General features: G+C 47.8%; 22 protein-coding genes. 11 read left to right on the top strand and 11 right to left on the bottom strand.

Annotated features, from left to right (window positions below; all coding sequences use genetic code 11):
* Positions 1–1,357: 1,357 nt before the first annotated feature.
* From AC060N_RS13255 to AC060N_RS13235, 5 genes are all read left to right on the top strand, one after another.
* Positions 1,358–2,374, top strand: a complete 1,017-nt coding sequence (locus AC060N_RS13255) for a tetratricopeptide repeat protein (protein WP_479524221.1) — start codon at positions 1,358–1,360, stop codon at positions 2,372–2,374.
* Positions 2,375–2,427: 53 nt separating this feature from the next.
* Positions 2,428–2,997: a hypothetical protein gene (locus AC060N_RS13250; protein WP_479524220.1), complete on the top strand. Its 570-nt coding sequence runs from the start codon at positions 2,428–2,430 to the stop codon at positions 2,995–2,997.
* A gap of 146 nt (positions 2,998–3,143) precedes the next feature.
* Entirely contained in the window at positions 3,144–3,710 is a 567-nt protein-coding gene (locus AC060N_RS13245) for a hypothetical protein (RefSeq protein WP_479524219.1), read from the top strand.
* 123 nt (positions 3,711–3,833) lie between these two features.
* Entirely contained in the window at positions 3,834–4,376 is a 543-nt protein-coding gene (locus AC060N_RS13240) for a GNAT family N-acetyltransferase (RefSeq protein ID WP_479524218.1), read from the top strand.
* 455 nt (positions 4,377–4,831) lie between these two features.
* Complete coding sequence (locus AC060N_RS13235; protein ID WP_479524217.1) at positions 4,832–5,287, top strand: hypothetical protein; 456 nt, start codon at positions 4,832–4,834, stop codon at positions 5,285–5,287.
* A 154-nt stretch (positions 5,288–5,441) separates the two neighbouring features.
* Here the strand turns inward: AC060N_RS13235 and AC060N_RS13230 are convergent, their stop codons facing one another.
* The 11 genes from AC060N_RS13230 to AC060N_RS13180 form a co-directional block, all read right to left on the bottom strand.
* Entirely contained in the window at positions 5,442–6,182 is a 741-nt protein-coding gene (locus AC060N_RS13230) for an acyl-[acyl-carrier-protein] thioesterase (RefSeq protein WP_479524216.1), read from the bottom strand.
* Positions 6,183–7,018: 836 nt separating this feature from the next.
* Positions 7,019–10,048, bottom strand: coding sequence for an efflux RND transporter permease subunit (locus AC060N_RS13225; protein ID WP_479524215.1), 3,030 nt, complete (start codon positions 10,046–10,048; stop codon positions 7,019–7,021).
* A 20-nt stretch (positions 10,049–10,068) separates the two neighbouring features.
* Positions 10,069–11,025, bottom strand: a complete 957-nt coding sequence (locus tag AC060N_RS13220; protein ID WP_479524214.1) for an efflux RND transporter periplasmic adaptor subunit — start codon at positions 11,023–11,025, stop codon at positions 10,069–10,071.
* A gap of 48 nt (positions 11,026–11,073) precedes the next feature.
* Positions 11,074–12,318 (bottom strand): TolC family protein, encoded by a 1,245-nt coding sequence (locus AC060N_RS13215; RefSeq protein ID WP_479524213.1) that lies wholly within the window; start codon positions 12,316–12,318, stop codon positions 11,074–11,076.
* Positions 12,319–12,353: 35 nt separating this feature from the next.
* On the bottom strand, positions 12,354–12,815 hold the full coding sequence (locus AC060N_RS13210; RefSeq protein WP_479524212.1) for a PepSY-like domain-containing protein: 462 nt from the start codon (positions 12,813–12,815) through the stop codon (positions 12,354–12,356).
* A 66-nt stretch (positions 12,816–12,881) separates the two neighbouring features.
* Positions 12,882–14,129, bottom strand: coding sequence for a sensor histidine kinase (locus tag AC060N_RS13205; RefSeq protein WP_479524211.1), 1,248 nt, complete (start codon positions 14,127–14,129; stop codon positions 12,882–12,884).
* Between the two features lie 19 nt (positions 14,130–14,148).
* Entirely contained in the window at positions 14,149–14,826 is a 678-nt protein-coding gene (locus tag AC060N_RS13200; RefSeq protein ID WP_479524210.1) for a response regulator transcription factor, read from the bottom strand.
* A 144-nt stretch (positions 14,827–14,970) separates the two neighbouring features.
* Entirely contained in the window at positions 14,971–15,828 is an 858-nt protein-coding gene (locus AC060N_RS13195) for a phosphatase PAP2 family protein (RefSeq protein ID WP_479524209.1), read from the bottom strand.
* Between the two features lie 66 nt (positions 15,829–15,894).
* Positions 15,895–16,887, bottom strand: a complete 993-nt coding sequence (locus AC060N_RS13190; protein ID WP_479524208.1) for a hypothetical protein — start codon at positions 16,885–16,887, stop codon at positions 15,895–15,897.
* 32 nt (positions 16,888–16,919) lie between these two features.
* Positions 16,920–17,627: a hypothetical protein gene (locus AC060N_RS13185; RefSeq protein WP_479524207.1), complete on the bottom strand. Its 708-nt coding sequence runs from the start codon at positions 17,625–17,627 to the stop codon at positions 16,920–16,922.
* 123 nt (positions 17,628–17,750) lie between these two features.
* The gene (locus tag AC060N_RS13180; protein WP_479524206.1) at positions 17,751–18,203 is read right to left on the bottom strand and encodes a PepSY-like domain-containing protein; all 453 of its coding nucleotides are present in this window, start codon (positions 18,201–18,203) and stop codon (positions 17,751–17,753) included.
* Positions 18,204–18,683: 480 nt separating this feature from the next.
* Between AC060N_RS13180 and AC060N_RS13175 the strand changes: the two genes are divergently transcribed.
* From AC060N_RS13175 to nuoH, 6 genes are all read left to right on the top strand, one after another.
* Positions 18,684–19,064 carry a hypothetical protein gene (locus AC060N_RS13175; protein ID WP_106543891.1) on the top strand — a complete coding sequence of 127 codons (381 nt, stop codon included), beginning with the start codon at positions 18,684–18,686 and terminating at the stop codon, positions 19,062–19,064.
* Positions 19,065–19,207: 143 nt separating this feature from the next.
* A complete protein-coding gene (locus tag AC060N_RS13170; RefSeq protein WP_106543890.1) occupies positions 19,208–19,558 on the top strand; it encodes an NADH-quinone oxidoreductase subunit A in 351 nt (116 codons plus the stop codon).
* Positions 19,549–20,100 (top strand): NADH-quinone oxidoreductase subunit B, encoded by a 552-nt coding sequence (locus AC060N_RS13165; RefSeq protein ID WP_153639657.1) that lies wholly within the window; start codon positions 19,549–19,551, stop codon positions 20,098–20,100. Before AC060N_RS13170 ends, AC060N_RS13165 begins: the two co-directional genes overlap by 10 nt.
* Positions 20,093–20,548: an NADH-quinone oxidoreductase subunit C gene (locus AC060N_RS13160; protein ID WP_479524205.1), complete on the top strand. Its 456-nt coding sequence runs from the start codon at positions 20,093–20,095 to the stop codon at positions 20,546–20,548. Before AC060N_RS13165 ends, AC060N_RS13160 begins: the two co-directional genes overlap by 8 nt.
* A 9-nt stretch (positions 20,549–20,557) precedes the next feature.
* Complete coding sequence (locus AC060N_RS13155; protein WP_106543887.1) at positions 20,558–21,667, top strand: NADH-quinone oxidoreductase subunit D; 1,110 nt, start codon at positions 20,558–20,560, stop codon at positions 21,665–21,667.
* A 15-nt stretch (positions 21,668–21,682) separates the two neighbouring features.
* Positions 21,683–22,768: an NADH-quinone oxidoreductase subunit NuoH gene (gene nuoH / locus AC060N_RS13150; RefSeq protein ID WP_479524204.1), complete on the top strand. Its 1,086-nt coding sequence runs from the start codon at positions 21,683–21,685 to the stop codon at positions 22,766–22,768.
* The last annotated feature ends 12 nt before the right edge of the window (positions 22,769–22,780 follow it).

The following is a 22,780-nucleotide window of genomic DNA, read 5'->3' as shown; positions in this document are numbered from 1 at the left end:
CAACATTGAAAACATCTTTTTTTGTCCTTTTGGCTTAACCCAAAAGAACGAAAAGGTCAAGGCTTGTGAATTGTATTGCGACGGGTGCCCAATCTGGATTTTGTCCCGCGACGCAAACTCGTCCTCCTAACGTCGGACTCAAACAGGCATCGCTCCTTTGTCCTTCCCGAAAAAATCCAGTTTGACCCGTTACCGCCATACACTTCGAAGGCCATTCTTAATAGCCTGATGGCGAATTTGGAACTATCGCAACCTGGAATATCAAATTCTTTATTGATGATATATTCTCTTCTTTTGTTAAAATCCCGGAGGGATGAAATATTGTTAGCCCCGGGTCTCAACCCGGGGTAAAGAGATGTGATGAAGGATAGCGCTCGCGAGATGGAGGTGATTGAAATGCCTTCCTTGTTTCGAGCGCAATGGTGATGTTGCAACATTGAAAACATCTTTCTTTTTAATAATCAGTTGTCCTTCCGGACGGGATTTCATTTTTCTCCTTAGATGAGAAAAACGAAACAAAAAGAATCAAGTCAAAGTGATCCGTCCTCCCACAAGGCTAACACACGCTCCGGCGACTTTGACGGGCCAACACACCTTTCGCCTGGCGGCGAAATTGAGACTATCGCAACTTAGAATGTCAAATTCTTTATTGATGATGTCTTCTCTTCTTTTGTTAAAATCCCGGAGGGATGAAATATTATTAGCCCGGGGTGATAGCCCCGGGTAGGGAATTGCGTGTGGGAAAGCGCTCGCGAGATGGAGTTAATTGAAATGCCTTCCTCGTTTCGAGCGCAATGGGGGAACCGTTGAACGAAATGAAAATATTTGGGCTAAAGCCCGTGAATTGGTTCGCGACTACTATTCCCCGAGCTAAAGCAACGGGGCAATTGTAACCGCCGAAACAACAGAGACATTGCTAACGATAGAGACCTGACACCGTTGCCCGCAACTTCTCGGTACCTGACCCCGGAGTGGGGCAAATATTGTTAGCCCGGGGTGATAACTCCGGGTAGGGAATTGCGTGCGGGAAAGCGCTCGCGAGATGGATCTGATTGAAATGCGTTCCTTGTTTCGAGCGCAATGGTGATACCGTCGATTGGAGCGCAACAATAGAAACAACAGTAACAACAGTAACAACAGTAACCACAGAAACCACAGAAACAATAGAAACTGCGAAGCACAACCTGAAACCTGAAACCTCTGCTATCTCGTTTCTACTATTCAACAACATCCGGCTGAACAATAAAAATTCAATCGATTTCGCTATTTTGGGACAGGAAAAACAGGAATAGCTAAAAAGCAGGCCAGACGCAAGCTAATCTTTAGCCATATCATGACCTAAACAAATAAACCAACCATGACAAGAACCAAACTTCTTATCCTCATCTCTTTTCTCTTCGTGACTCATTTGGCGTATGGACAAAACCAGAAAGTCGAAGATATGATTCGTGAAGGCGTTGCGCTGCATGACAAAGGAGAATACCAGAAGGCGATTGAGACCTACCAAAAGGTGCTGGAAATAGCTCCCAATTCGAGCGTAGCCAATTACGAAATAGCCTTTTCTTACCTGGCTGCTAAAGACTATAAAAATGCAGAGAAATTCAGTAAGAAAGTCATCGACCTGAACAACGGAAATGTTTTAGGCGCCTATATCACCTACGGGAATGCGCTGGATATGCAGGGGAAGACCAAAAAGGCCATGAAGGTGTACGAAAGCGCTGCGAAGGATTTCCACCACTATCTGGTGTATTACAATTATGCCATCTGTTGTTTTAACGCCGGCGAAACCGATAAGGCGTACGATTTAGCCATCAAGGCCATTACCGATTATCCGTCGCATGCCAGCAGTCATTTAATTCTGAGTAAGATAATGGAGAGGAAAGGCTCGCGGATAAAAGCCATGCTTCCTCTTTACTTTTTCCTGTTGCTCGAGCCTAACTCCGGCCGGTCAGCCGTTGAATACCAAACGTTGAGAAACTACATCGACCACGGGGTCACCCGGGAAGGAGAGAAGAACATCTCCGTGGTGGTTCCGGAAGATGAAGACCCCGATTTTGGCGCTGCCGAAATGATGGTCAGTTTGTCGAAGGCTTCCAACTCCCTCGAGGAGAACAAGGGAAAAACGGACCTGGAACTGTTTGCCGAGAACAACGACAACATCTTTAAGGTGATGGGCGAACTGAAGAAAGATCACAAGGGGTTCTGGTGGGACTTCTATGTGTCGTTCTTCTACCGGATGGCTAATGAGAATCTCACGAAACCGTTCAGTTATTACATCTCAGAATCGGACGGTGACGAAGCGGCAAAATGGCTGAATGATCATCCGGAGGAGTTCGACCGGTTGAAGATATGGATGAATATACCTAACAATTAGCATCGTAAATACAGAAAATAAATAACGCTCTGGTAAAAAGGTAAATAAGGAAAATGAAAAGACAACTGCTTATTCTTCTATTAATTGTTTATTCATCTATTGCATTCAGTCAAACCTCTGGTGACTATGTTGTTTTAAGGCCTACTAAAACTTCCAATAAAGCAGATACTGTTTTCGGAAATATTACGATTCCAAAAAATGGAATTGTAATTAACGTGAAGATAAAGACTGCTGAAGGGAAGAGAAAATATCATCCCAATGAGGCTATTGGGTTTCGTTGTGGCGATAAATATTTTGCCAGTGTGCCTTACAACTCAAGGGGGCATGTTTTTGCGGAGAGAATCGTAAAGGGGAAAGTCGATTTATGTCATTATTCCTCCACTCCTAAAAACTATAACGGTGGTTTAATGGGAGTTGCTGTGACAGGTCTGACGAGTTTTTATTTTATCAAATCAGACACCACGGATGAATATATCAGGGTTCCCCATTCCAAACAGAAAATGGTAGAAGAGATTGCTTCCCTTTTTAAGGACAACGAGAAAGTATATCATCAAATTACATCGGAAGATTTTCGAACCTGGGACTTAACGGACCTTGTGAAGCAATATGACCATGTGAAATAAAGGCTGAGCATAGTATCTTCCACATATTATGATTGAACAATAAGAATTCAGGTGATTTCGTTATTTCTGAGAACTGGAGCGATTCCGGTGGGCAGGAAGAAAGATTAAGACACTTAAGTATCTCATGAATATATAAACGACTACAGATGAAAACACTACTAACTTTTCTGCTAACATTTCTGTTCATCAACACTTTTGGACAGTCAGTTAATACTGAAAAGCTAAAAACTGCTTTTACCAACCTAAAGAATGATAGAAGCCTGGTTAACCAGCGCAAATACTTTGAACTATTTCCTAACTCATTCCGGGAATTTCAGGAAACTTTTGGTTATGAAAATGGAAAAGCTGCTCCACTATATGACGGGCACGAGTACATTCCCGAATTTTTCGATCTGGACAGTATCCCAATAGAGAAGCAGCTGGAAAAGTGTATCAATATTTCAATTGGAGGTCATTGGGAAGCTGATGCCGTGAGCTACTTTCAATATCATCTCCGGTCCGAGGTTTTAAAAAATGTTGGTCTGACGTATAGGCTTTTGAAAGGAAAACCGAACGACAAAATAGAGTCTTTCTTCTACTTCTTTTTTAACGAGATTCACCCTTCAAGCAAGGCAATTCCGGGAGAGTTTAATGAGATTCAGTCGAAGGACAAAGCATTTTACGAATTGTTAGTCAAAGGACATGAAAGAGCCATGAAACATAGTGGCCATTAATATTGCTGAAGAACAAAATAAGAGTCAATAAACAAGGTCCATAAAATTCTGCTTAAAAAGAGCTTCGTTCCCTGGCTGCCTGCCAACATCCCGCTTTTATCTAAAAACCTTCGTAGCTTTGATGTGAACCAATACAATCATGCCGGCATGAACTATTTCGAGCAGGAGAGCGAACGGTTGCGGTACCGGAAGTTAACCGAAGCGGACATCCCCCGGTGGGTGGACTTCTTCGTGGGCAACGACAACCTGGCGTATTTGGGGTTGGACTTGTCGAAAAGCAAAGAGGTGCTGGCGGAGGAATGGATCACCAAACAGTTCGAACGGTACCGGACGCAAAACCTGGGACACCTGGCGGTTGAACTGAAAGAGACCGGAGCGTTTATCGGGATGGGAGGAATACTGCCGCAGGTAATCGATGGCAAGTCGGAATACGAGATTGGCTATTCACTTCTTCCCGAGTATTGGGGGAAAGGCTATGGAACCGAAATAGCGCAACAGCTGAAGCGGTTCGGGTGGGAGAACATCGAAACCCAACGGTTCGTTTCCGTCATCGATATCCGGAACCAACGTTCCATTAACGTGGCCCTTAAGAACGGCATGACGCCACTGTTCCGGACTCAATACGCTTCGTTAACCGTCGATGTATACGGGATTGAAAAAGAATAGAGGAAACAACCCCTAACCAACAAGAAACTACAGTAACGACAGAAACCTTTGCAACTCCAGACTCGTTTCCGATAGTTTAATCCTTCTTAACGCCATTTAACGAACAGACGACTGAATGCCAGTGTTTATGGAGTGAAGTTTGCTACTATTTAGCATGACACTGATAAAACAGTAAACCTAAAGAAGGAGGACGCAGCGATGATGAACAAAGGCTTATTCAATCCGCTACAACCTGCCTCTGACCATTTTCTAACGCATCCGGTTTTTCATGTTTTCGAGCGTCTCTACTGGCACGTCGATACGCCGCCGCCACGCGGCTAATCCCGTAACATGTCAACCTCATCCCAACAGGCTAATATGTTCCGTTTTCCCGGGCGGAAATCCGGGCATCGAAGAGAAACAGAAGACGTCGTTCGACAAATACCAGGAATGTCAAACTTAAAAACCGTGTAGTTATGATGCGATTCATGTTAGTCGCTGTCCTGCTGACACTCGGACTTGCCAGCTGCAACGGACAGGAGCGAAAGAAAACAGTAATGAAAGATCAGGATAAACCTCAGACCGATATCAAAGTGACCAGGAAGTACGATAAAAATGGTAACCTGGTCAAATACGATTCCCTCTATTCATCTTACTATTCCAACTTCCAGAACGATTCGATTATGCGCGATAGTGCCGTGGCCCAGTTCAAACGCTATTTCAAAGGCAAATATAAATTCTCTGAAGAGCCGTTCTTCAACGATCTGTTCTTCCAGGATTCATTGCTGAAGTACGACTTTTACCGGAAAGACTTTTTCTCCAAACGGTTTAAAAATAACATGGATAAGATGGATAAACTGTTTGAGCAGATGGACTCACTGAAGAACCAGTATTTCCTGGAACAGGCAAAACCACAGGTCCCGAAGAAATAATTTCGCTTGAGGGATGACAGGCAGCCAATAGCAGATGCGGTGTGCGGCAGGACGGTAATCCATACTACTGGTGCCTGGCATCGACTCAACGGTGCAACACACCCTGCTATTGGTTTGTTTTTTTATTGCTAATTGCCTTTCGGCAGAAAGCGCATCAGTTACGTTTCCGCCATTCTACTTCGGCTTTGAATAACGCTTTCGCGGAAGCGGTCTCGACGGCCTGTACCCGGGCATCGGTGCCGTTATGCTCAATTTGCATCTCCATCTCATCGCCCCAACGTACTTCCGATAGGAATTCAAGCGAGAAAGCGCTGAGAGCATTCTGCTCGTAATGCTCGCGATCGAAACAATCGGTCACCCAATCGAGGTAACGGGTATTGTTCACGTGCATGTTCATGTCGATTTCGTCGTAACGAATCACTTTCCGGAACGCTGGCTCGGGATTTTCGAGGGAAATCCGGTCGGGCAGGGAACCTTCGAGCGCGAATTTTCCGGCATTATCGGGTATTTCCACACCCAGAGCTGCCATTCGTTGCGGACGCATGGTTTTCGCGTTCACCAGCAACCAACCCGACGCACCTCGCACGATTTCATTGTTCTGCTCGTCGTACATACGGAAGTCGCGGCGGAAGAACAACCGTTCGACTCCCACGGGCCAAGTTTCGATGCGAATGGTTTCGCCCCACTTGGGCATGCGTTCAATCTCTATGCGGATGCGCGACAGGGCCCAGAACAATTCACGTTCCATGAGAGTGTCGTAACCGGCTCCCAGGCTCTCGGCATGGTTGCCGGCCGCTTCCTGGAAGTATTGCTGTAAAACGGAAGGTTTTAACTCCTGTTGAAAATCAAGATGGTAGGAGGCTATCTTAAAGGATTCTTCCCAGACTTTTTTCATCGATAAACGTTTTGTTGGCGCCGTTGCCGGGTGATGGCACACGACGGAATGAAGAGGCAAAGATAAGAAAAGCGACGGAGGTTTCAGGTTTCAAGTTTCAGGTTACAGGTTGGGAAGAGTTTCTGTTGTTCCTATTGTTCCTGTTGTTCCTGTTGTTTCTATGGTTAAAGGATTTCATGTTACAGGTTTCAGGTTGTGCTTTGGGGGTTTCTGTAGTTAGAAGAGTTTTTAGTTTTTGAATTGAGATACCAGAGGAAAGACTTTAGACGGTCAAAGTTGTTCCGGGGCTGTAGGGCCACGATAAATCGTGGCCGCGCTGTTACCTTTTCCAGGTTCGGTTGCGTCGTTTTAGGTTGCACTTCGCGGTAACTATTGTTCCTGTCGTTTCTGATGTTCGACTTCGATAGACCGTTTTCGCAGCGGCGTAGAGGATTCCCGTGAGGGATAAAACCCAACCTGAAACCTATTTCTCCTTGTCTTTATGCGTCAGCTCAAGAGCCCTAGTAAAACAATCAACAACGGAAGCGTTACCACAAAGAATATGGGCGTCGACGTCAAAAAATAATACCATTTGCTGATAAACGTGCTGCGATTCGCATACTCTTACTCCTCCCCGAATGGGGAGGCTGGGAGGGGCAGGAAATCAGAGAAACTAATTTTGAAGCGAAACAACAGTAACAACCTCGAACTTCCTCCTACGGGTTGCGAGGCGGCCACGATGTATCGTGGCCCTACCTGGTCGCTACCGAATGAACCGGAGGAGAACAACAGGAACCGCGAAGCAAAATCTAAAACTTCTTAAAACCTAACACTTAACGCTCTTTTTAACCTGAAACTTATTTTTGCTTATGCGTCAGACTCAGCAACCCCGGCAAAACAATCAGCAACAACGGAAGGGCTACGATAAAGCCTCCAACTACAGCGATAGCCAGTGGCTGGTGCAGCTGTGCACCGGTACCGATTCCCAATGCCAGCGGCGCCAGGGCCGTGATGGCACAAAGAGCTGTCATGAGGTTGGGGCGCAACCGGACACTGATGGCATGAGTAATAGATTCATGCACCTTACCGGTATCCTTAAAGGCGCGCTTGAACAGCATATAGGTGAAAATGGCATTCTCACCAATGATACCAACAATCATGATAAGGCCCGTATAACTTCCGACATTAAGCGGCGTATGCGTGAGGTAAAGAGCCAGGAAACCTCCGGATAACCCAAGTACCGAAATGAGCAGAATGATGAGTGGGGCCTTCAGTTCCCGGAACATGAACAGAATAACGCCGAATACCAGCATGCTGGCAATAATCAGAATCGTCAGCAACTCCTTGAATGATTGTTGCTGCTGAATGTAAGCGCCTCCATATTCAATGTTGTAACCATGGGGAATGACCAAATTGGATTGAATGGTCGCTTTGATGTCGCTCATGACACTACCCAGGTCGCGACCGGCCAGACGGGCTGTCACACCGTACATGTTTTGCAGGTTTTCGCGCTCAATCTCCGATTCACCCGTGTGAAATTTAATATTGGCGACGCGTGAGAGCGGAATAAGCTGACCACCCGGCATAAATACCTTGAGATTCCTCAGCCGGGTCAGGTCAACATTGGTACTATCGTGATCGATGATGCGGATGTTCGAGATATAGTTTCCGTTAAAGATATCGCCGACTACGTTTCCCTCCACAGCAGCCTGCATTTGATACTGGAGGTTGTCAGCCGTGATGCCGTAGCGGGCCATGGCTATGTAATTGGGCACAATCGAAATGGACGGGCCGGCAATGACGATACCATCGAACACATCAGCGGTACCCTTCACCTTCGATACCAGCGTATCGACTCGTTGTGCGAGCGTCCGCAACTTTTGGTCATCGCTTCCGAATATCTTAATGACAATAGGCTGAACAGAAGTGGTCAGGTCGCCCAGCATGTCCCCGATGACCTGTCCGTAGTCGGTGGTCAGTCCGGGTACTTTGGCATCTACCTTTTGGCGGATATCGTTGATCACTTCTTCCGTGGTTCTTTTCCGGTGGTCTTTCAGTTCGATCAGATAATCGCCCCGGTTGGGTTCGGTGATGAAGAAGCCCATTTGTGCCCCGGTACGCCGGGAATAGGCTCTTACTTCGGGTACAGCCGTGATAATCTTATCGACTTCATCCAACATTTTATTGGTTGCATCCAGTGAGGCGCCGGGAGGAGAATTATAGTCGAGCACGATACTTCCTTCGTCCATTTGCGGAAGGAAACCGGTTTCCAGTCGCGGGTAAATCCAGACAATAGCGCCCAGTAGTAACACCACAATCAACACATTGATGTAAGCCCGGTGAGTGAAAAACTTTACCCAGGTTTGCTGTTTCAATACATGGGCTTCTTGTTGGGCCGCTTTCTTTTTGGGTTTACCCGAAAGCAGCAGATAAACCACCGGCAAGCCCAGCCACGTCACCAGGAACGAACAGATGAGCGTAATCATCATGGTGTTGGTCATGATGTGGAAGTAGGCACCCGCTACACCCGACATCAGGCCGAAAGGCATGAAAATAACGATGGTGCTGAGCGACGAGCCTACCATGGCCGGAAATAGGTACCGGATAGCTTTGCCGACCAGTTCGCGGGAATGAACGTCAGGATATTCCTCGTGTGTTCGATGAATTTGTTCGATGACCACCACGGCATCATCGATGATGAGTCCCATGGCTGCCACCAGCGCTCCCAACGTCATGATGTTGAAGGTGTATCCCAGCGTGTAGAGAACCGTTAGTGTAGCGCCCAGCGTAATGGGAATGACGATGAGGATGGTGCTTCCGGCTTTCGCCGAACGCAGGAAAATGAGCGCCACGACAATCGCCAGTACCAGTCCAATCCAAAACGCATCCATCACGCTCCGGATGGAGCTGTTGACGAAATCAGCCTGGACGTAATACGGTTTGATGGTCACATCTTTTGGAAGTGAATTCCGCAGTTGCGCCAATTTCTTTTGCACGGCATCGGTGGTCGAAATCAGGTTGGCGCCCGGTTGTTTCACAATATTCACCAGCACGCCTTCTCTTCCGTTGGCATTGACTTTAATATATTCGGTGGCCTTCTCAATCTTGATCTGCCCCAAATCTTTCAGGAGAATAACGCGGTTGCCGTCATTCTTCACCACCATGTTTTCCACGTCCGATTTATCGTGCATCGATGCGTCCGTCACACTGAGATACAGTCGCCGGTAGTCGCGGAGAAAGCCGTTGGAGCGGATGAAGCCGGTAGCCGCGAAGCGACTCTTTAATGTTGCCAACGTGATGCCGAGGCTGCTCATCTTCTGCCTATCGGGAATGAAGCGGTACTCCTTCTGTTTTCCGCCAAGGATAGCCACCGAAGCCACACCATCCGCCTGCGAAAGAAAAGGCTTCACCTGGTAGGTCGCCATGTATTTCAAATCGATGAGCGAACGGGATTTGCTCTCCAGCGAGTAACCTATGACCGGCAGGATGGAAGGCGTCATTTTTTCCACCGTGATGCTGATATTGCTGGGAAGCTGATCGCGAATCTGATTGATGCGCGATTGTATTTGCAACTGACTTAAACTGATGTCCGAGTTCCAGTCCAGAAATGCCGATATTTCGCAACTGCCCCGGCTGGTAGTGCTGCGAATCATCTTCAGCCCGGGGACCTGTTTAATGGCGTTTTCCATTGGACGTGTTACCGTCACCATCATCCGGTTGGCGGGTTGCAGTCCGGCATCAGCAATCACCTTTACTTTTGGGAATGTAACTTCCGGGAAAAGGGAAACCTGAAGTTTGGAATAAAAATAGACACCTCCCAACAGAACAACAGCCAGGAAAAAGGTGACCGGTTTTTTAAATGCAGTATAGAAGTCTTTGGTGTTCATCGATAGAAAAAGTTTCGTGATTAGCGAATCACTTTTACATTCAGCGTGTCAGGGACACCGTAGTTGCCGGTCGTCAGGATTTCGTCAGCTGGCTTGAATTGCGGGGTAACAATTTCCACGCTGTCAGCCGTCTGAATGCCGGTGGTTATCGGAACTTTTACGGCGGTTTCCTTACCGTCCAGCTTCATCACCCAGAAATGGGTTTCTGTTTCGTTGGCCAAAACGGCGGCTTTCGGAAGAATTTGGGCACCCGCTTTTTCCTGTTGTACTAATGATACTTTGGCGATAAGGCCTTCCGGAACGACGCCCGCTTTTTGCACCCGGATAATCACCTGGCGGGTTTGCGCAGCCTGATCAACGGAAGGCAACGTTTCGGTGACCACTCCGCTGAGCTTTCTTCCATCGGGTAGTTGCACGGGAAGCGATTGGCCTCGGCTAATAATCGATGGCCATTCTACCGGTACGTTCAACAGAAAAGCCATACTGTTCTTATCGTTGAGAGTGGCGAGCGGTTCCCCTTCCGGGACAAAGTCGCCGGTTTGGTGACTGATGGCTGCCACATAACCCGATACGCTGGCGCGGATGGTCATCCTTCCCGACAGGCCGAGTTTCCGGTTCAGACTATCGAGGCTGTTGCCCAGCGCCCTCGATTCTTTCGTCTCGATAACGAATACCGGATCTCCTTTCTGTACCATCTGTCCCGGTTCGGCGAACGACTTCACGACGTATCCGGTGACAGGTGATTTCAATACATGCTGTCGACGGAAGACGGCTGTAGCATTGAGTTGTACGGTTTGTTGAATGGTCCCTTGCCTGACATGGGTTACCTGAACCTCGGGCAGCGGAGCCGATGGGTCGGCAGTTGAAGCTGATTTCTTTTGACCGCATCCGCTGAAAGTCAAAGCTGCGAGCACAATGGCTCCGGCCAGCAAATAGCGTTGAGCTGACAATGAAAAACGGATACTATTTTTCTTCATGAATGGCATACCTGACAAATTCGTTTGTATATCGTTTTCCCGGAACGGTTATTCCGTCCAGTAATTAATTTCGTTGATGATTAACCATCGTTTAACACGGATGAGGCTCTGTTCGTTCTTCAGATCGATGAAATTCTGAATGACCATGAAATACTGCGGAATGGAGACAGTGCCCTGTGCCACCAGTTTGCGGTTGGCGCGGATGAGTTGGTTCACCATCTTCAGCTGATCATTCACATCGGTTTGCTGGCTTTCCATTTGGCCGAGCTGCCGGAACAGTTCATTGATTTGCTGATTGTATTGGTGTTGGAAATAACTGCGCTGTGCCGCCAAATCTTCCTGTTGCAGTATTAGTTGTTGCTGTTTCAACTCTTTTTGATGACCATCGTAGATGGGAATGGAGAGACTCAGTCCGGCGCCGCCACCGAAATTGGTTCCGGGCGTCTTTTCAAACGAGGACATGTAGCCGGCGTCGGCATGCAGTTTCAGTTTGGGCTGATATTGTTGCTTGTTAATTTCCTGCTGATTCAGCAACCGGAGACTGTCGAGTTGATATTGTTTCAGGAACGCGGTGGGAGACGTCATTTGCGAGCCTTCAGGAATCATTTGCGGCGCTGGCAGTGCCACGACACCTGAATCGGGGATGCCACACAAATTCCGTAATTGCGACAAGTCGTTCAGCAGTTGAGTACGGGCCTGAGTCACCAGGAGTGCCTGCTTCCGCACATTGGTGAGAAATGCGAGGTAATCGGTTTGCTGATACACGTTGGCGCGGGTGAGTTCCAGCAACACGTTTGATTCGTTCTTCAGCGTGTCTAACACCTCACGGTTGTAACGGTACTGCAGTTGGTCGCCATAGGTGACCAGATACTGCCGGGTGACGTTTCGTTTGATCTGCTTTCGCGTTAGCTGAAGCGAATTGACGGCCTTCTGCCGGGTGAGGGAGGCTGCATTCAATTTTGGTTTCATCTGGTTCTGAAACGGGATGGCCTGGTCGAAGTTGACCACCGATCCCAACATTCCCTTATTGGAAAGAGCCACATCGTAGCCCCACTTTCCATTGGTGGGATAATAGCTGGCATCGCCCTGAAAGCCAATTTGGGGACCAAACTGCGAGCGCACCAACGCACTGTCGATGATTGCAGACTTCACCGCATTCTTCCCACTTTTTAGTGAAGGATTATTCGCGTATGCGGAATTCAGGTAGTCATCCAGCGACGGCTGTGCCTGCACTATTCCACTCCCGATACAAAACCATAAAAAAAGTAAACTCCGAATTTTCAATTTCGTCATGTTTATTATCTGTTCATCCGGCACTGGCCGGTACATCAGTCAACATCTTCGTCCTCACTTTTCAACAACTCTTTCTTCAGGAGTTGGCCATTGGGTGCAAAAAGCAGTTCTACCCGGGCCTGTTTATTTTTTACCACCATTTCATAAGCGACAGCGTATTCCTGTGAGCATAGCTTCTCCGGCGATTGAATCACGAAATCGGCAAAACCTTCTGTTAACGCCTCCTGAACGGCCGTTGGCAACTGCTCAGGTGCTATGCTTTGTTCTGTTTCCTTCCAGTTGCCCTTCTCATCAAAAGTAGCCGATGTTGCACGTCCCTGCCATTGAAATTCCGCTTCAAATTCGTGCAGGTTTTCGTGCGACCAGCTGATTTGAGTCGCTTCGGGAAACATTTTGCCCAGGTTCGATTTGGCTGCCTTCGGTACCTGCACGCTGCAAGCCGATATTCCTGTAAGGGTAAGAAGAACAATGATGTAGGGTAATACGCTATTCTTCATTTGATTTTTTGTTTTGACTTCAACACGAAGGCAATGTTACCATTCAAATCTGAATAGAATCTGAAGTTAGAACAGAATTGTGAGGATATGGTTGTTGTCCGCGTAATCGTATGTTACCGTCATGCCGGTTACTGCACCAATTTCTTTCACGATGGCTAAGCCTAAGCCCGTGTTTCCTGTTTCGCCTCCGGTCTGAAACCGCTCAAACATTTTCTCAGCGGGTAACGACGGTTCTTTGCCGCTATTGCTGATTTGCAATTCATGTCCTTCTAACCGAATTTGAATCTTACCGCCCTTGATGTTGTGGCGTACGGCGTTGCCCAGCAGATTTGACAGGAGAATGTGCGCCAGATCGGGATCGATATGCCAGATCGCTTCTGCTGCATAAGTTTTCTCGACCGTTAACTTCTTCGATGTGATGAAATCTTCCAGTTGTTCCAGTAGTTCGTCGAGTATGATGCTGACCTTTAGTGGTTGATTCTGATTGAATTGCCGGTTTTCAATCCGCGTAAGCGTTACCATGCTCCGGTTGGTTTGAGACAAACGGCGTGCATTCCGGTAGGCCGACTGCACCAGCTTTGACTGTTCGGGAGACAGGTCTTTCGATTGCAACAACATTTCGAGTTTGGACAAAATGATGGCCAGCGGCGTTTGAATTTCGTGTGAGGCATTTTCGGTAAACGACTTCAGGGCCTGGTAATCCGAGCGCACTTTGTTGGTGAGTTCGGTGATGGCATTCTCCAGTTCACGGAATTCCAGTATGTCGGTGCCGGAAGGTTGGGGCTGTGTACTGCCCGAGAGGCGGAACTGTTTCAAATGTCCCAGTGTGTGATAAAAGGGAGCCCACAACCGCTTCGACATAAAATAGTTCATGAGCAACAGTGCCGCTAAAAGCAGCAGCAATACCAGGCCGATAGAGCTACTGATGGCGATGACCATGTCGCGGTTTTCGACCAGCAGGCTGCGGATGACGATTTCGTACGGAATACCGTTGATGGTTGTGCGGGATGTTAGTTGCCGGTACGATTCTTTGTCCCCTTCGATGGGATCGGGGAGCCGAACGGTTTGAATCCTCACCGACTCCTTCGTTATAGGGGACTCTAAGCGATGAATAATCAAAAGAGGAGGAGCGTCGCTAACGGTCATTCCTTTTTTCAGCTGTAGCTCGATATTCATTTGCATCGCCGTCAGGTTCTCGTCCACCTCTTCGTTTTCAATTCCGTTAATCATCCGGAAAAGGGCAAATCCGGCCAGCACAAAAAAGAGGGTGGTCAGCAACAGTTGATATCCTATGGTTTTTCGAAGCAGTTTCACCAATATGCGTTTTGTTGTTTTATTCGTCACTCCATTTGTAGCCCATGCCGTATACCGTCCGGATGTAATCGTTGGCACCGGCATCGGTCAGTTTTCGGCGTAGGTTTTTGATGTGTGTATAGATGAAATCGAAATTCCCGGCCATTTCCATGTAATCGCCCCACAAATGTTCGGCAATGGCTTCCTTCGTCATCACCCGGTTTTGGTTGGTGACGAAATACTGCAACAAGGCAAACTCTTTGCGAGTCAAATCCGGTTGTTGTTCATTGATTCGGGCTGTTCCCGATTCAGGGTCGATACTGATTTCGTGGTAACGGATTTCGGTTTTTCCACCAAATAACCGACGGCGACCTAATGCTTTTACCCGGGCATTCACTTCAGCCAGATGAAACGGTTTCGTCAGGTAATCGTCGGCACCCAAATCAAGGCCCTTGAGTTTGTCGTCCAGCGAATCCCGGGCTGAAATGATCAGCACACCGGGAGGTGGCTCATGCTCTCTCATTTGGTGCAACAGCTGCAAACCGTTCCCGTCAGGCAAATTTATATCGAGTAAAACGATGTCGTAATGGAAGGCTGCCAGCTTATCTTCGGCTGTAAAGTAGTCATAAGCCGATTCACAGATGTTTCCTTCGGCTGCCAGATACATAACTAAATCGTCAGCCAATGATTGCTCATCTTCCACTATTAATATTTTCATCTCTGAAAAACAGTTTTAAAGTTGCCCGAATGGTAAAAGTAGGCAGAATCGGGTTTTAAAGTGACATATTATTAGCAGTTTCTCCAATATTATTAAGCCTATCACCGCGGCTGGAGTTGTTAACTTGTTTTAGTAAACAGCTTTCTAAAACGTCATCGCCATGGAAACGCCACCGCCTTTTTGATACAATGTTGGGGCGAACACCAGGTTCCGCTTCTTTCCCCAGCGGTGCTGATGCGTCAGGTAAACGAACTCCACCGAGAGAATTCCCACGCCTGCACCAGCCAGTACATCCGAAATCCAGTGTTTGTTATTCATCATACGCAACACGCCCACACCAGTAGCCGTTGCATACCCGGCTACACTAATCCAGGGCGAAATATGCCCGTATTCCTTGGCCAGGAAGGTAGCCGACAGGAACGCCTGCGCCGTATGCCCCGACGGGAAGGAAGTAAACACGCCTCCATAGGGCCGCTCCACCCGCGTAGCATGCTTGATGCCATACACCACTACCGACATCAGCAGTTCGGCCTTGGTAAAAAGCAGACTTTGGTTCAGAAAATCGTTGCGTCCTTTCACGCCCATCGCTCCCAGTCCCAATGTCACAACAGCCGGTGCAAATTGCAGATAATTGTCGGCCGAGGTGTGAAATGTCGGGTTCCAGCCATGCATGGTGTTGTGAATGCGGTACTTGCTGAGCACCGTTTGCCGGGGAACCGCCATGGTCACCAGTCCGGCAGCTATCAGACCGGTAGGAAGAATGGCTTTCTTCAGAATATAGTGCGCTTTGGTCCGGGTAACCGTCTGCAGACTATCCCGGGAACGACTTGCCTGCCAGTACCGGACCACATCGGTGTACTGTGCCGTATGCATATGGAAGTCGTGGATCAACTGGCTTCCGGTTTGATCATCATCACCTAATGCCTTCCTGAAATCATTGGAAGCCTGAGCCTGACCAATGAACATGCTCAGAAGAAAAAATAACACAATTCGATTCATCATTTTAAATGGATTTATGGATGATAAGTAATTACTATGCTCATTCATGGATTATGAATTGGATCAACATCAGAATTTGAATTGTAGACTCAGGTTGAACCGGCTAACAATGTGATGGGTATCGTGAACCGGATACCAGCCACTCATGTTGGGCGAAATCGTTACTCCCTTTGCCGGGTGAAATTCAATTCCGGCCAGGTAGAGCCTTCCGTCGGCCAGCACATCCCAGCCATCCAGCGCACCATCGTTTCGCTTCGACCAGAGCTTATCGTACCGGACGAAGAGGTTGGAATGTTTTTTTAGTTTCATTGTGGCATAGAGTGAAATCCCCGAACGGTCCTGATCGTTCACATTGGCATGCGCCAACTGATAATTGTACTCGAGTCCGGCGGTTACTTTCGTTCCGGCATACCCCAGGAAAGCTGAGTAGGTATTCTGCGAGACCCCTTTCTTCATGTAGTCGAAGTAGAAGCGGGCATACAGTTTCTTCACTGGTTGGATGGTTAACCCGGCGGTATATTGCAGGGCGCTGTCCTGCTGCAGCTTTTGATAACCTTCGCCATTCAGCACCGACGCATCGAACTGCACATAGGGCGACCATTTCCACGCAAGTGAAGCCCCCAGGTCGGCTTCCGGGCCAAAGTGATATGCATCCATAAATGTGCGCGCGACATAGCGGTGTCCCCAGAATTTCTCCTGCAACCGAAACTCACTGGTTGGGATGACGCCAAACCGGAACTTCAGGTTATTGTTGTGGTACTGCAGGTAAGCGTTCTTCAATACGGCATTCAACTTGATGCCACTCGTATCGGGGCTGCCCGCGTCGAAAATCACCTTGCCCGAGAACCGCTGGCTGAAAGCATATTCATATCCCAGGTAAGCCCGCGATATGTCGAACGATGGTTTGCCTTTGAAGTTACTCAGCCGATAGGTAAAATTGCTGAAGACCTGCACGACGGCCTTTCCGTGCGGTCTAAAATCTTCCTGCTTTGCTGATTGTGCCATGACCATTTTGCTACCGGACAAAAGCAACACGAGCAGGCTAAATCGGATTATTTTCATCGTTAACTATTCTGTGATAAGTGAAAGGGAAATCATAACAGGAAGCGAAGTCCGAACTGCAGATTATAAAACCGGGTATCGAGGTGCGGATGCGGACGAAGCGGGAACGGGTGCCCCGACGTGTCCACTTTCCAGCCGGTGAAGGTGGATGGCGGAGCATTGTCGGCGTCGTGAGCGAGCAGGTATTTGGCCTCGGTAAAAAAGCGGACGTGGGAATTCAGTTTAATGGAAACGCCGTACAAGAGCTGCATGGCCAGCTTCACACTGCGGAACATTCCAGGATTCGTTTCGGTAATTCCGGCGCCGATTCCTGCGCCCCAGTAACCATAGCTGCCATTGTCTTCAGCTCCTTTTTTCCGAAAAGGATTCCGGGTTTTGGAAAGGAAACTCAACAAAAACAGGTTCCGCGACTGTTCCATTTTTGTGAACGGTGGGGTTTCGTCGGTGAGAAAGCGAACGCCACGGCTCTTGTTTTCCCATTTCAGATAGCTAACATCAAATCCGATCTTATGGTGCCAATAGGTTACGCTGAGGTTCGACACCGGAGACCACGATGATATGGCCTTCGATGTCTTCAGATTTTTCATCAGAACCCCATTTTCGTAGTACCTGAACTTTAAATCCTGCCTACCGGGAATTTGCAGGCCATATCCCATACTGATGCTCAACTGGCCGTACCCGGTCGAAATGGTGAGCATAAAAACCACCACCGAAACCGGAAGGGCCTTTTTCCAATTCATTGTCTGTTTCATCAATTGAACATTACTTCAACACAGGCATCACTTAAGTTGGGTTATCCGGTTTCGTTAGCGACTTGTACAGGAAAAGCAAGTTCGTTTCAACAGGAAATAATGCGCCATGGATTAATCGTTATCCTCTCCGTCTTTCAAAATTCGTTTATGTTTCAGTACACCTTCTTTGGTCACCTGTACTTCCAGAGCCTGCTCTTTCTTTTTCAGCTCAATTTCGTAACCGGAAAAAGTGGGTGAATCGATGATGGCGACTTCTCCTGTTTTGTAGCCGGCAAACTGACTGGCCAACGTATTCTTCACCGCTGTTGGAAGGGAACGTCTGCTGATTTCGGTCTCGGTTTCCAGCCAGTTCCCGGCAGGATTGAATGACGCGGAAGTTTCTGTTCCGTTCAAATAGAATTCAGCTTCCCATTCATCGGCTTCTTCCTGGTTCCAGTGCACTTTTTGTGCATTGGGGAATTTCTGCGAGAAAGCATCGGCTACGGCATTCGGTAATACCGCTTTTTGTGCATGCGCACAAAGACTCATCCCTAAAAAGGCGAGCAATACAAAAGTCGTTTTCATAATTTCCTGAATTTTGATTACGACTCAAACGTAATTTTCAATTCTAAAGGAATTTTGAAGTTGATCAGATTGAACTCATCCAATAAAAGTTTTCGAATCTGCCCGGGGGCAATTCGAAGCCGGGAATTTGCCTTTTCATGTTTGTCTGAGGTCACAACGGAGAGTGGATGGTAAGGAGATTGCTTTTTTTCGAAGAGGGTGGGATAAAATAAGTGACAGTCATTTGGGATGACAGAGTAGCGACAATTAGAGATTACTCAAATCGTAATACTGATATGATAAATAGCAGTCTCCAATATGAAACCTTGCAGGTATATGGATGTGTTGTGTTATTTAATTTATTGAAATTAATGACTTTATGATTGCCTGTGTGTTTTGTTGATATAAATTATCATTACTTAGAATGGTTAAAAATAACTAAATCAGGGTGTAGTGGCTTTCAATTTGTGTTAAACTTGCAGCTGAGTTATTGATTGAGAAGTGAGGAAAGCGATTAAAAATATCATTGCCATTTTATTACTGCTGATACCAATCGCAGTGGGGTATGCTCATTTTACCAACGCGGTACACGAGCTTTCGACAAGAAAACGCGTGGCCGAATTCAGGAGTCCTGAAATGGCCAATAGTTCCACTTCTCATGGTTTCTTCACCGAAGAGCCGGATCCTGCTGCTCTGACTTGCGTTGACGAGAACAAGCAGGAATTGGAAGTTCAACTCCTTAAAAATTTCGTAGTGCTGAAGCGTGATTTGAACACGGAACTGGAATCGGTTACCTGTTCGTTCAGTGATCATGCGATGCATACCGTCCCGCTCAATGAAACGGATGATTTCATCTATTTCATTGAATCCCTTCTTTTATAAGTCACTTATGATCTGATCCGACTGTTCGGATCATCATTCTTCGCCGGATATCTCTTTTTCCCGGGAAGAACAATCTGATGGAATTCCCAACCCGGTATTCCGATTTCAGTGAATCATCATTTATCAATAAAAATTTATACAACATGGGCAGTGTATCTATTCTACTGTTAATGTTCTGCGGTTTCGCTTTTGCCGCACTGGCAATTGGATTGGGCAACAAGCTTTCGCTCAAGCGATATAATCCCGAAAAGGGTGAGGCGTACGAATGCGGCATGGAAACGCAGGGCACAACATGGGTTCAGTTTCATGTGGGCTACTATTTGTTCGCCCTCGTGTTTCTATTGTTCGATGTGGAGATAGCCTTTCTCTATCCCTGGGCCGTCGTGTTCAAGGAAATTGGCATGGTTGCCTTCATCGAGATTGTATTTTTTGTGTTGGTGTTATTCCTGGGCCTGTTATATGCCCATAAAAAGAAAGCCCTGTCATGGATGTAAATAAAAATCCCGAACCGTTTCCCGGCGAGATTTACGAAGATGAGTCGGGGAATACCAACTTCCTGGTTTCGAATATCGATAAGCTGAGTAACTGGGCACGAAGCAACTCGCTTTGGCCGCTTACTTTCGGAACCAGCTGTTGCGCCATCGAAATGATGTCAGCGGCATCGGCTAAGTACGACTGGTCGCGGTTTGGCTTCGAAGTAGCACGTGCTACTCCTCGTCAGGCCGACCTGATTATTGTAGCGGGAACCATTACCAAGAAGATGGCACCGGTGCTGAAACGTCTGTACAACCAGATGCCCGAACCGAAATATGTAATTGCCATGGGGGCCTGCACCATTACCGGCGGGCCTTTCTTCTACAACTCCTATACGGTTGTGAAAGGCGTGGATAATATCATCCCGGTGGATGTGTACATCCCGGGTTGTCCTCCTCGTCCCGAAGCGCTACTGGAAGGTATGATGAAGCTGCAGGAGAAAATCAGGCATTCGAGAGCTTATGTGATTGACAAACCGAAAAAGAAGGAAAACGATGACTAAAGAAGAACTGAAAAGTTACCTGGAGAAAACCTTTCCGGGAATGACGCAGGAAGAGAACATCGATTTTCCTGTGCTTTGGGTGGAAAAGGATGAGATTTTTGAAGTGGCTAAAAAGCTGAAGGAAGACGAAGCCACGAAATTCGATTTCCTTTTTGATGAAACAGCTATCGATTGGCAAACGCATTTTGAAATGGTTTACCACATGACTTCCACTACATACCGCCACGATTTGGAGATTAAGGTTAAGCTGGAAGACAGAGACCATGCTGAGCTGCCGTCGGTGGAGCCGCTGTGGAAAGCTGCCGAAATGTACGAGAACGAAATCTGGGACTTGTTCGGCATTCGCTTCTCGGGACATCCGCATTTGCGACGCATTTTCATGAGTAACGAATGGAAAGGTTATCCGCTTCGGAAGGATTACCAGGACGACGATGTTATATCCCTGTAATTGACTGTTATGGAAACAAAAGATATCAAACGCGACGAATTTGTCATCAACGTTGGTCCACAGCACCCTTCCACGCACGGAGTATTACGCCTGGAACTGTGGCTTGACGGTGAGGACATCATCGATTCGAAGCCTCACCTCGGGTATATCCACCGCGGCATCGAGAAAATGTCGGAGGCACTGGGCTACAAACAGTTTATCTACCTCACCAGCCGGATGGATTACCTTTCGGCGCATATGAACAACCAGGCCTGTTCGCTGGCTATTGAGAAAGGCCTGCAGGTTGAAGCACCGCCACGTGCGCAGGTTATCCGCGTACTGATGGCCGAGTTGAGCCGTCTGGCATCGCACCAGTTGTGGTGGGGAGCACTGGGACTCGACCTCGGTGCTGTTTCGCCTTTCTTCTACGCTTTCCGCGAACGCGAAATGATTCTGGAAATCTTCGAGGAAACCTGTGGCTCACGCCTGACGATGAATTACATCACACCGGGTGGGGTTGTGAATGACCTGCATCCCGATTTCGTGAAAAAGGTGAAAAAGCTGATTGAACAGCTGAAAGGCAACCTCCACGAATACGATCAGTTGCTGACCGGCAACGCCATTTTGCAGGCCCGTACCCGCGGCGTTGGAAAACTGACCGCCGAAGATGCTATCTCATTAGGTTGTACTGGTCCCGTCGCCCGCGCCTCCGGCGTGAAGTGCGATGTTCGCAAATTGCATCCCTACGATGGTTACGACAAGGTTGATTTCGAGGAAGTTTTGAATGACAAGGGCGACAACTTTGCCCGTTACTGGCTGCGCATTGCGGAGATGGAGCAGTCGATTCGCATCATCGAGCAACTCATCGACAACATCCCGGAAGGAAGTTACCGTGAGAAGCTGAAAGGAGTAGTGAAATTGCCTGCCGGCGAATATTATCAGCGGGTGGAAACAGCTCGTGGCGAGCTGGGCGTTTACATCGTGAGCGACGGCAAAAAAGAGCCGTATCGTGTCAGGTTCCGGACGCCCAACTTCTCGAACCTGAATGCCTTGCGGCCGATGTTGAAGGGCGCTAAAATCGGTGACATGGTTTCGATGATGGCCACGCTTGATTTAATTATTCCAGATATCGACAGATAAGATAATACGATACAAATGCAATTATCCATATCATTATTAGAAATAACCCGGGCCATTGACAGTTGGCTGAACAGCATTTTCCATCCGCACGTAGCGTTTGGAATCGAGCTGGTGCTGGCCGGAGTTGCTGTGATTCTGCTGGTAGTAGCGATGGCCGTTCTGATGGTTTACGCTGAGCGGAAACTGGCCGGGTTCATGCAGATGAGGCTTGGCCCGATGCGCGTCGGAAAGTACGGATCGCTGCAGGCTATTGCCGATGTGATGAAGCTTTTATTGAAAGAGTGTTTAGTCCCGACGAATTCCGATAAGATGATGTTCAAGCTGGCGCCGTTTGTGGTGACCATTGTGAGCTTCATGACGATAGTGCCCATTGCGTTTGCCAGGGGCATTCAGCTTTGGGACATCAATATCGGGGTATTTTATATTACCGCGGTCAGTTCCCTTTCGGTGATTGGGATTTTGATGGCCGGCTGGTCGAGCAACAACAAATACTCGTTGCTGGGCGCCATGCGAAGCGGAGCGCAGATTGTGAGCTACGAACTATCGGGCGGACTTGCACTGATTGTTGTCGTGATGATGAGCGGAACATTGAGTATTTCCGGCATTGTTCAGGCGCAAGCCGACGGCTGGTGGGTGATTAAAGGACACATTCCGGTAATTATCGCCTTCGTAACCTTCATTATTACCAGTACAGCAGAGCTGAACCGGGCACCTTTCGACCTTGCGGAAGCCGAGTCGGAGTTGACAGCCGGTTACCACACCGAATATTCGGGAATGCAGTTCGCTATGTTCTTCCTTTCGGAATATACCAACATGTTCGTGTTGTCGATGGTAGCAGCTACTGTTTTCCTCGGAGGCTGGATGCCGTTCCACATTGCGGGACTCGAAGGATTAAACCATTTCATGGATTACATTCCCGGAATTGTCTGGTTCTTCGGCAAGACATTCTTCATCCTGTTCCTGATTGTGTGGTTCCGTTGGACTTTCCCGCGACTGCGTATCGACCAGCTGTTGAAACTGGAGTGGAAATACCTGCTTCCCGTAAGTATAATCAATGTTCTGTTTGCGGCATTCATTGCCCTGATGGGATGGTATCTGTAAATGAAGGAGGGT

Source organism: Prolixibacter sp. DSM 2831 (assembly GCF_056493735.1).
This window is presented reverse-complemented; position numbering and strand designations above follow the sequence as displayed.

Excerpts from the sequence above, each read along its gene's own strand:
- AC060N_RS13165 (WP_153639657.1), top strand. The coding sequence starts at position 19,549 with ATGGATGTAAATAAAAATCCCGAACCGTTTCCCGGCGAGATTTACGAA.
- AC060N_RS13215 (WP_479524213.1), bottom strand. The coding sequence starts at position 12,318 with ATGACGAAATTGAAAATTCGGAGTTTACTTTTTTTATGGTTTTGTATC.
- AC060N_RS13245 (WP_479524219.1), top strand. The coding sequence starts at position 3,144 with ATGAAAACACTACTAACTTTTCTGCTAACATTTCTGTTCATCAACACT.
- AC060N_RS13255 (WP_479524221.1), top strand. The coding sequence starts at position 1,358 with ATGACAAGAACCAAACTTCTTATCCTCATCTCTTTTCTCTTCGTGACT.
- AC060N_RS13155 (WP_106543887.1), top strand. The coding sequence starts at position 20,558 with ATGGAAACAAAAGATATCAAACGCGACGAATTTGTCATCAACGTTGGT.
- AC060N_RS13160 (WP_479524205.1), top strand. The coding sequence starts at position 20,093 with ATGACTAAAGAAGAACTGAAAAGTTACCTGGAGAAAACCTTTCCGGGA.
- AC060N_RS13235 (WP_479524217.1), top strand. The coding sequence starts at position 4,832 with ATGATGCGATTCATGTTAGTCGCTGTCCTGCTGACACTCGGACTTGCC.
- AC060N_RS13190 (WP_479524208.1), bottom strand. The coding sequence starts at position 16,887 with ATGAAAATAATCCGATTTAGCCTGCTCGTGTTGCTTTTGTCCGGTAGC.
- AC060N_RS13195 (WP_479524209.1), bottom strand. The coding sequence starts at position 15,828 with ATGATGAATCGAATTGTGTTATTTTTTCTTCTGAGCATGTTCATTGGT.
- AC060N_RS13200 (WP_479524210.1), bottom strand. The coding sequence starts at position 14,826 with ATGAAAATATTAATAGTGGAAGATGAGCAATCATTGGCTGACGATTTA.
- AC060N_RS13180 (WP_479524206.1), bottom strand. The coding sequence starts at position 18,203 with ATGAAAACGACTTTTGTATTGCTCGCCTTTTTAGGGATGAGTCTTTGT.
- AC060N_RS13170 (WP_106543890.1), top strand. The coding sequence starts at position 19,208 with ATGGGCAGTGTATCTATTCTACTGTTAATGTTCTGCGGTTTCGCTTTT.
- AC060N_RS13230 (WP_479524216.1), bottom strand. The coding sequence starts at position 6,182 with ATGAAAAAAGTCTGGGAAGAATCCTTTAAGATAGCCTCCTACCATCTT.
- nuoH (WP_479524204.1), top strand. The coding sequence starts at position 21,683 with ATGCAATTATCCATATCATTATTAGAAATAACCCGGGCCATTGACAGT.
- AC060N_RS13250 (WP_479524220.1), top strand. The coding sequence starts at position 2,428 with ATGAAAAGACAACTGCTTATTCTTCTATTAATTGTTTATTCATCTATT.
- AC060N_RS13210 (WP_479524212.1), bottom strand. The coding sequence starts at position 12,815 with ATGAAGAATAGCGTATTACCCTACATCATTGTTCTTCTTACCCTTACA.
- AC060N_RS13225 (WP_479524215.1), bottom strand. The coding sequence starts at position 10,048 with ATGAACACCAAAGACTTCTATACTGCATTTAAAAAACCGGTCACCTTT.
- AC060N_RS13185 (WP_479524207.1), bottom strand. The coding sequence starts at position 17,627 with ATGAATTGGAAAAAGGCCCTTCCGGTTTCGGTGGTGGTTTTTATGCTC.
- AC060N_RS13220 (WP_479524214.1), bottom strand. The coding sequence starts at position 11,025 with ATGAAGAAAAATAGTATCCGTTTTTCATTGTCAGCTCAACGCTATTTG.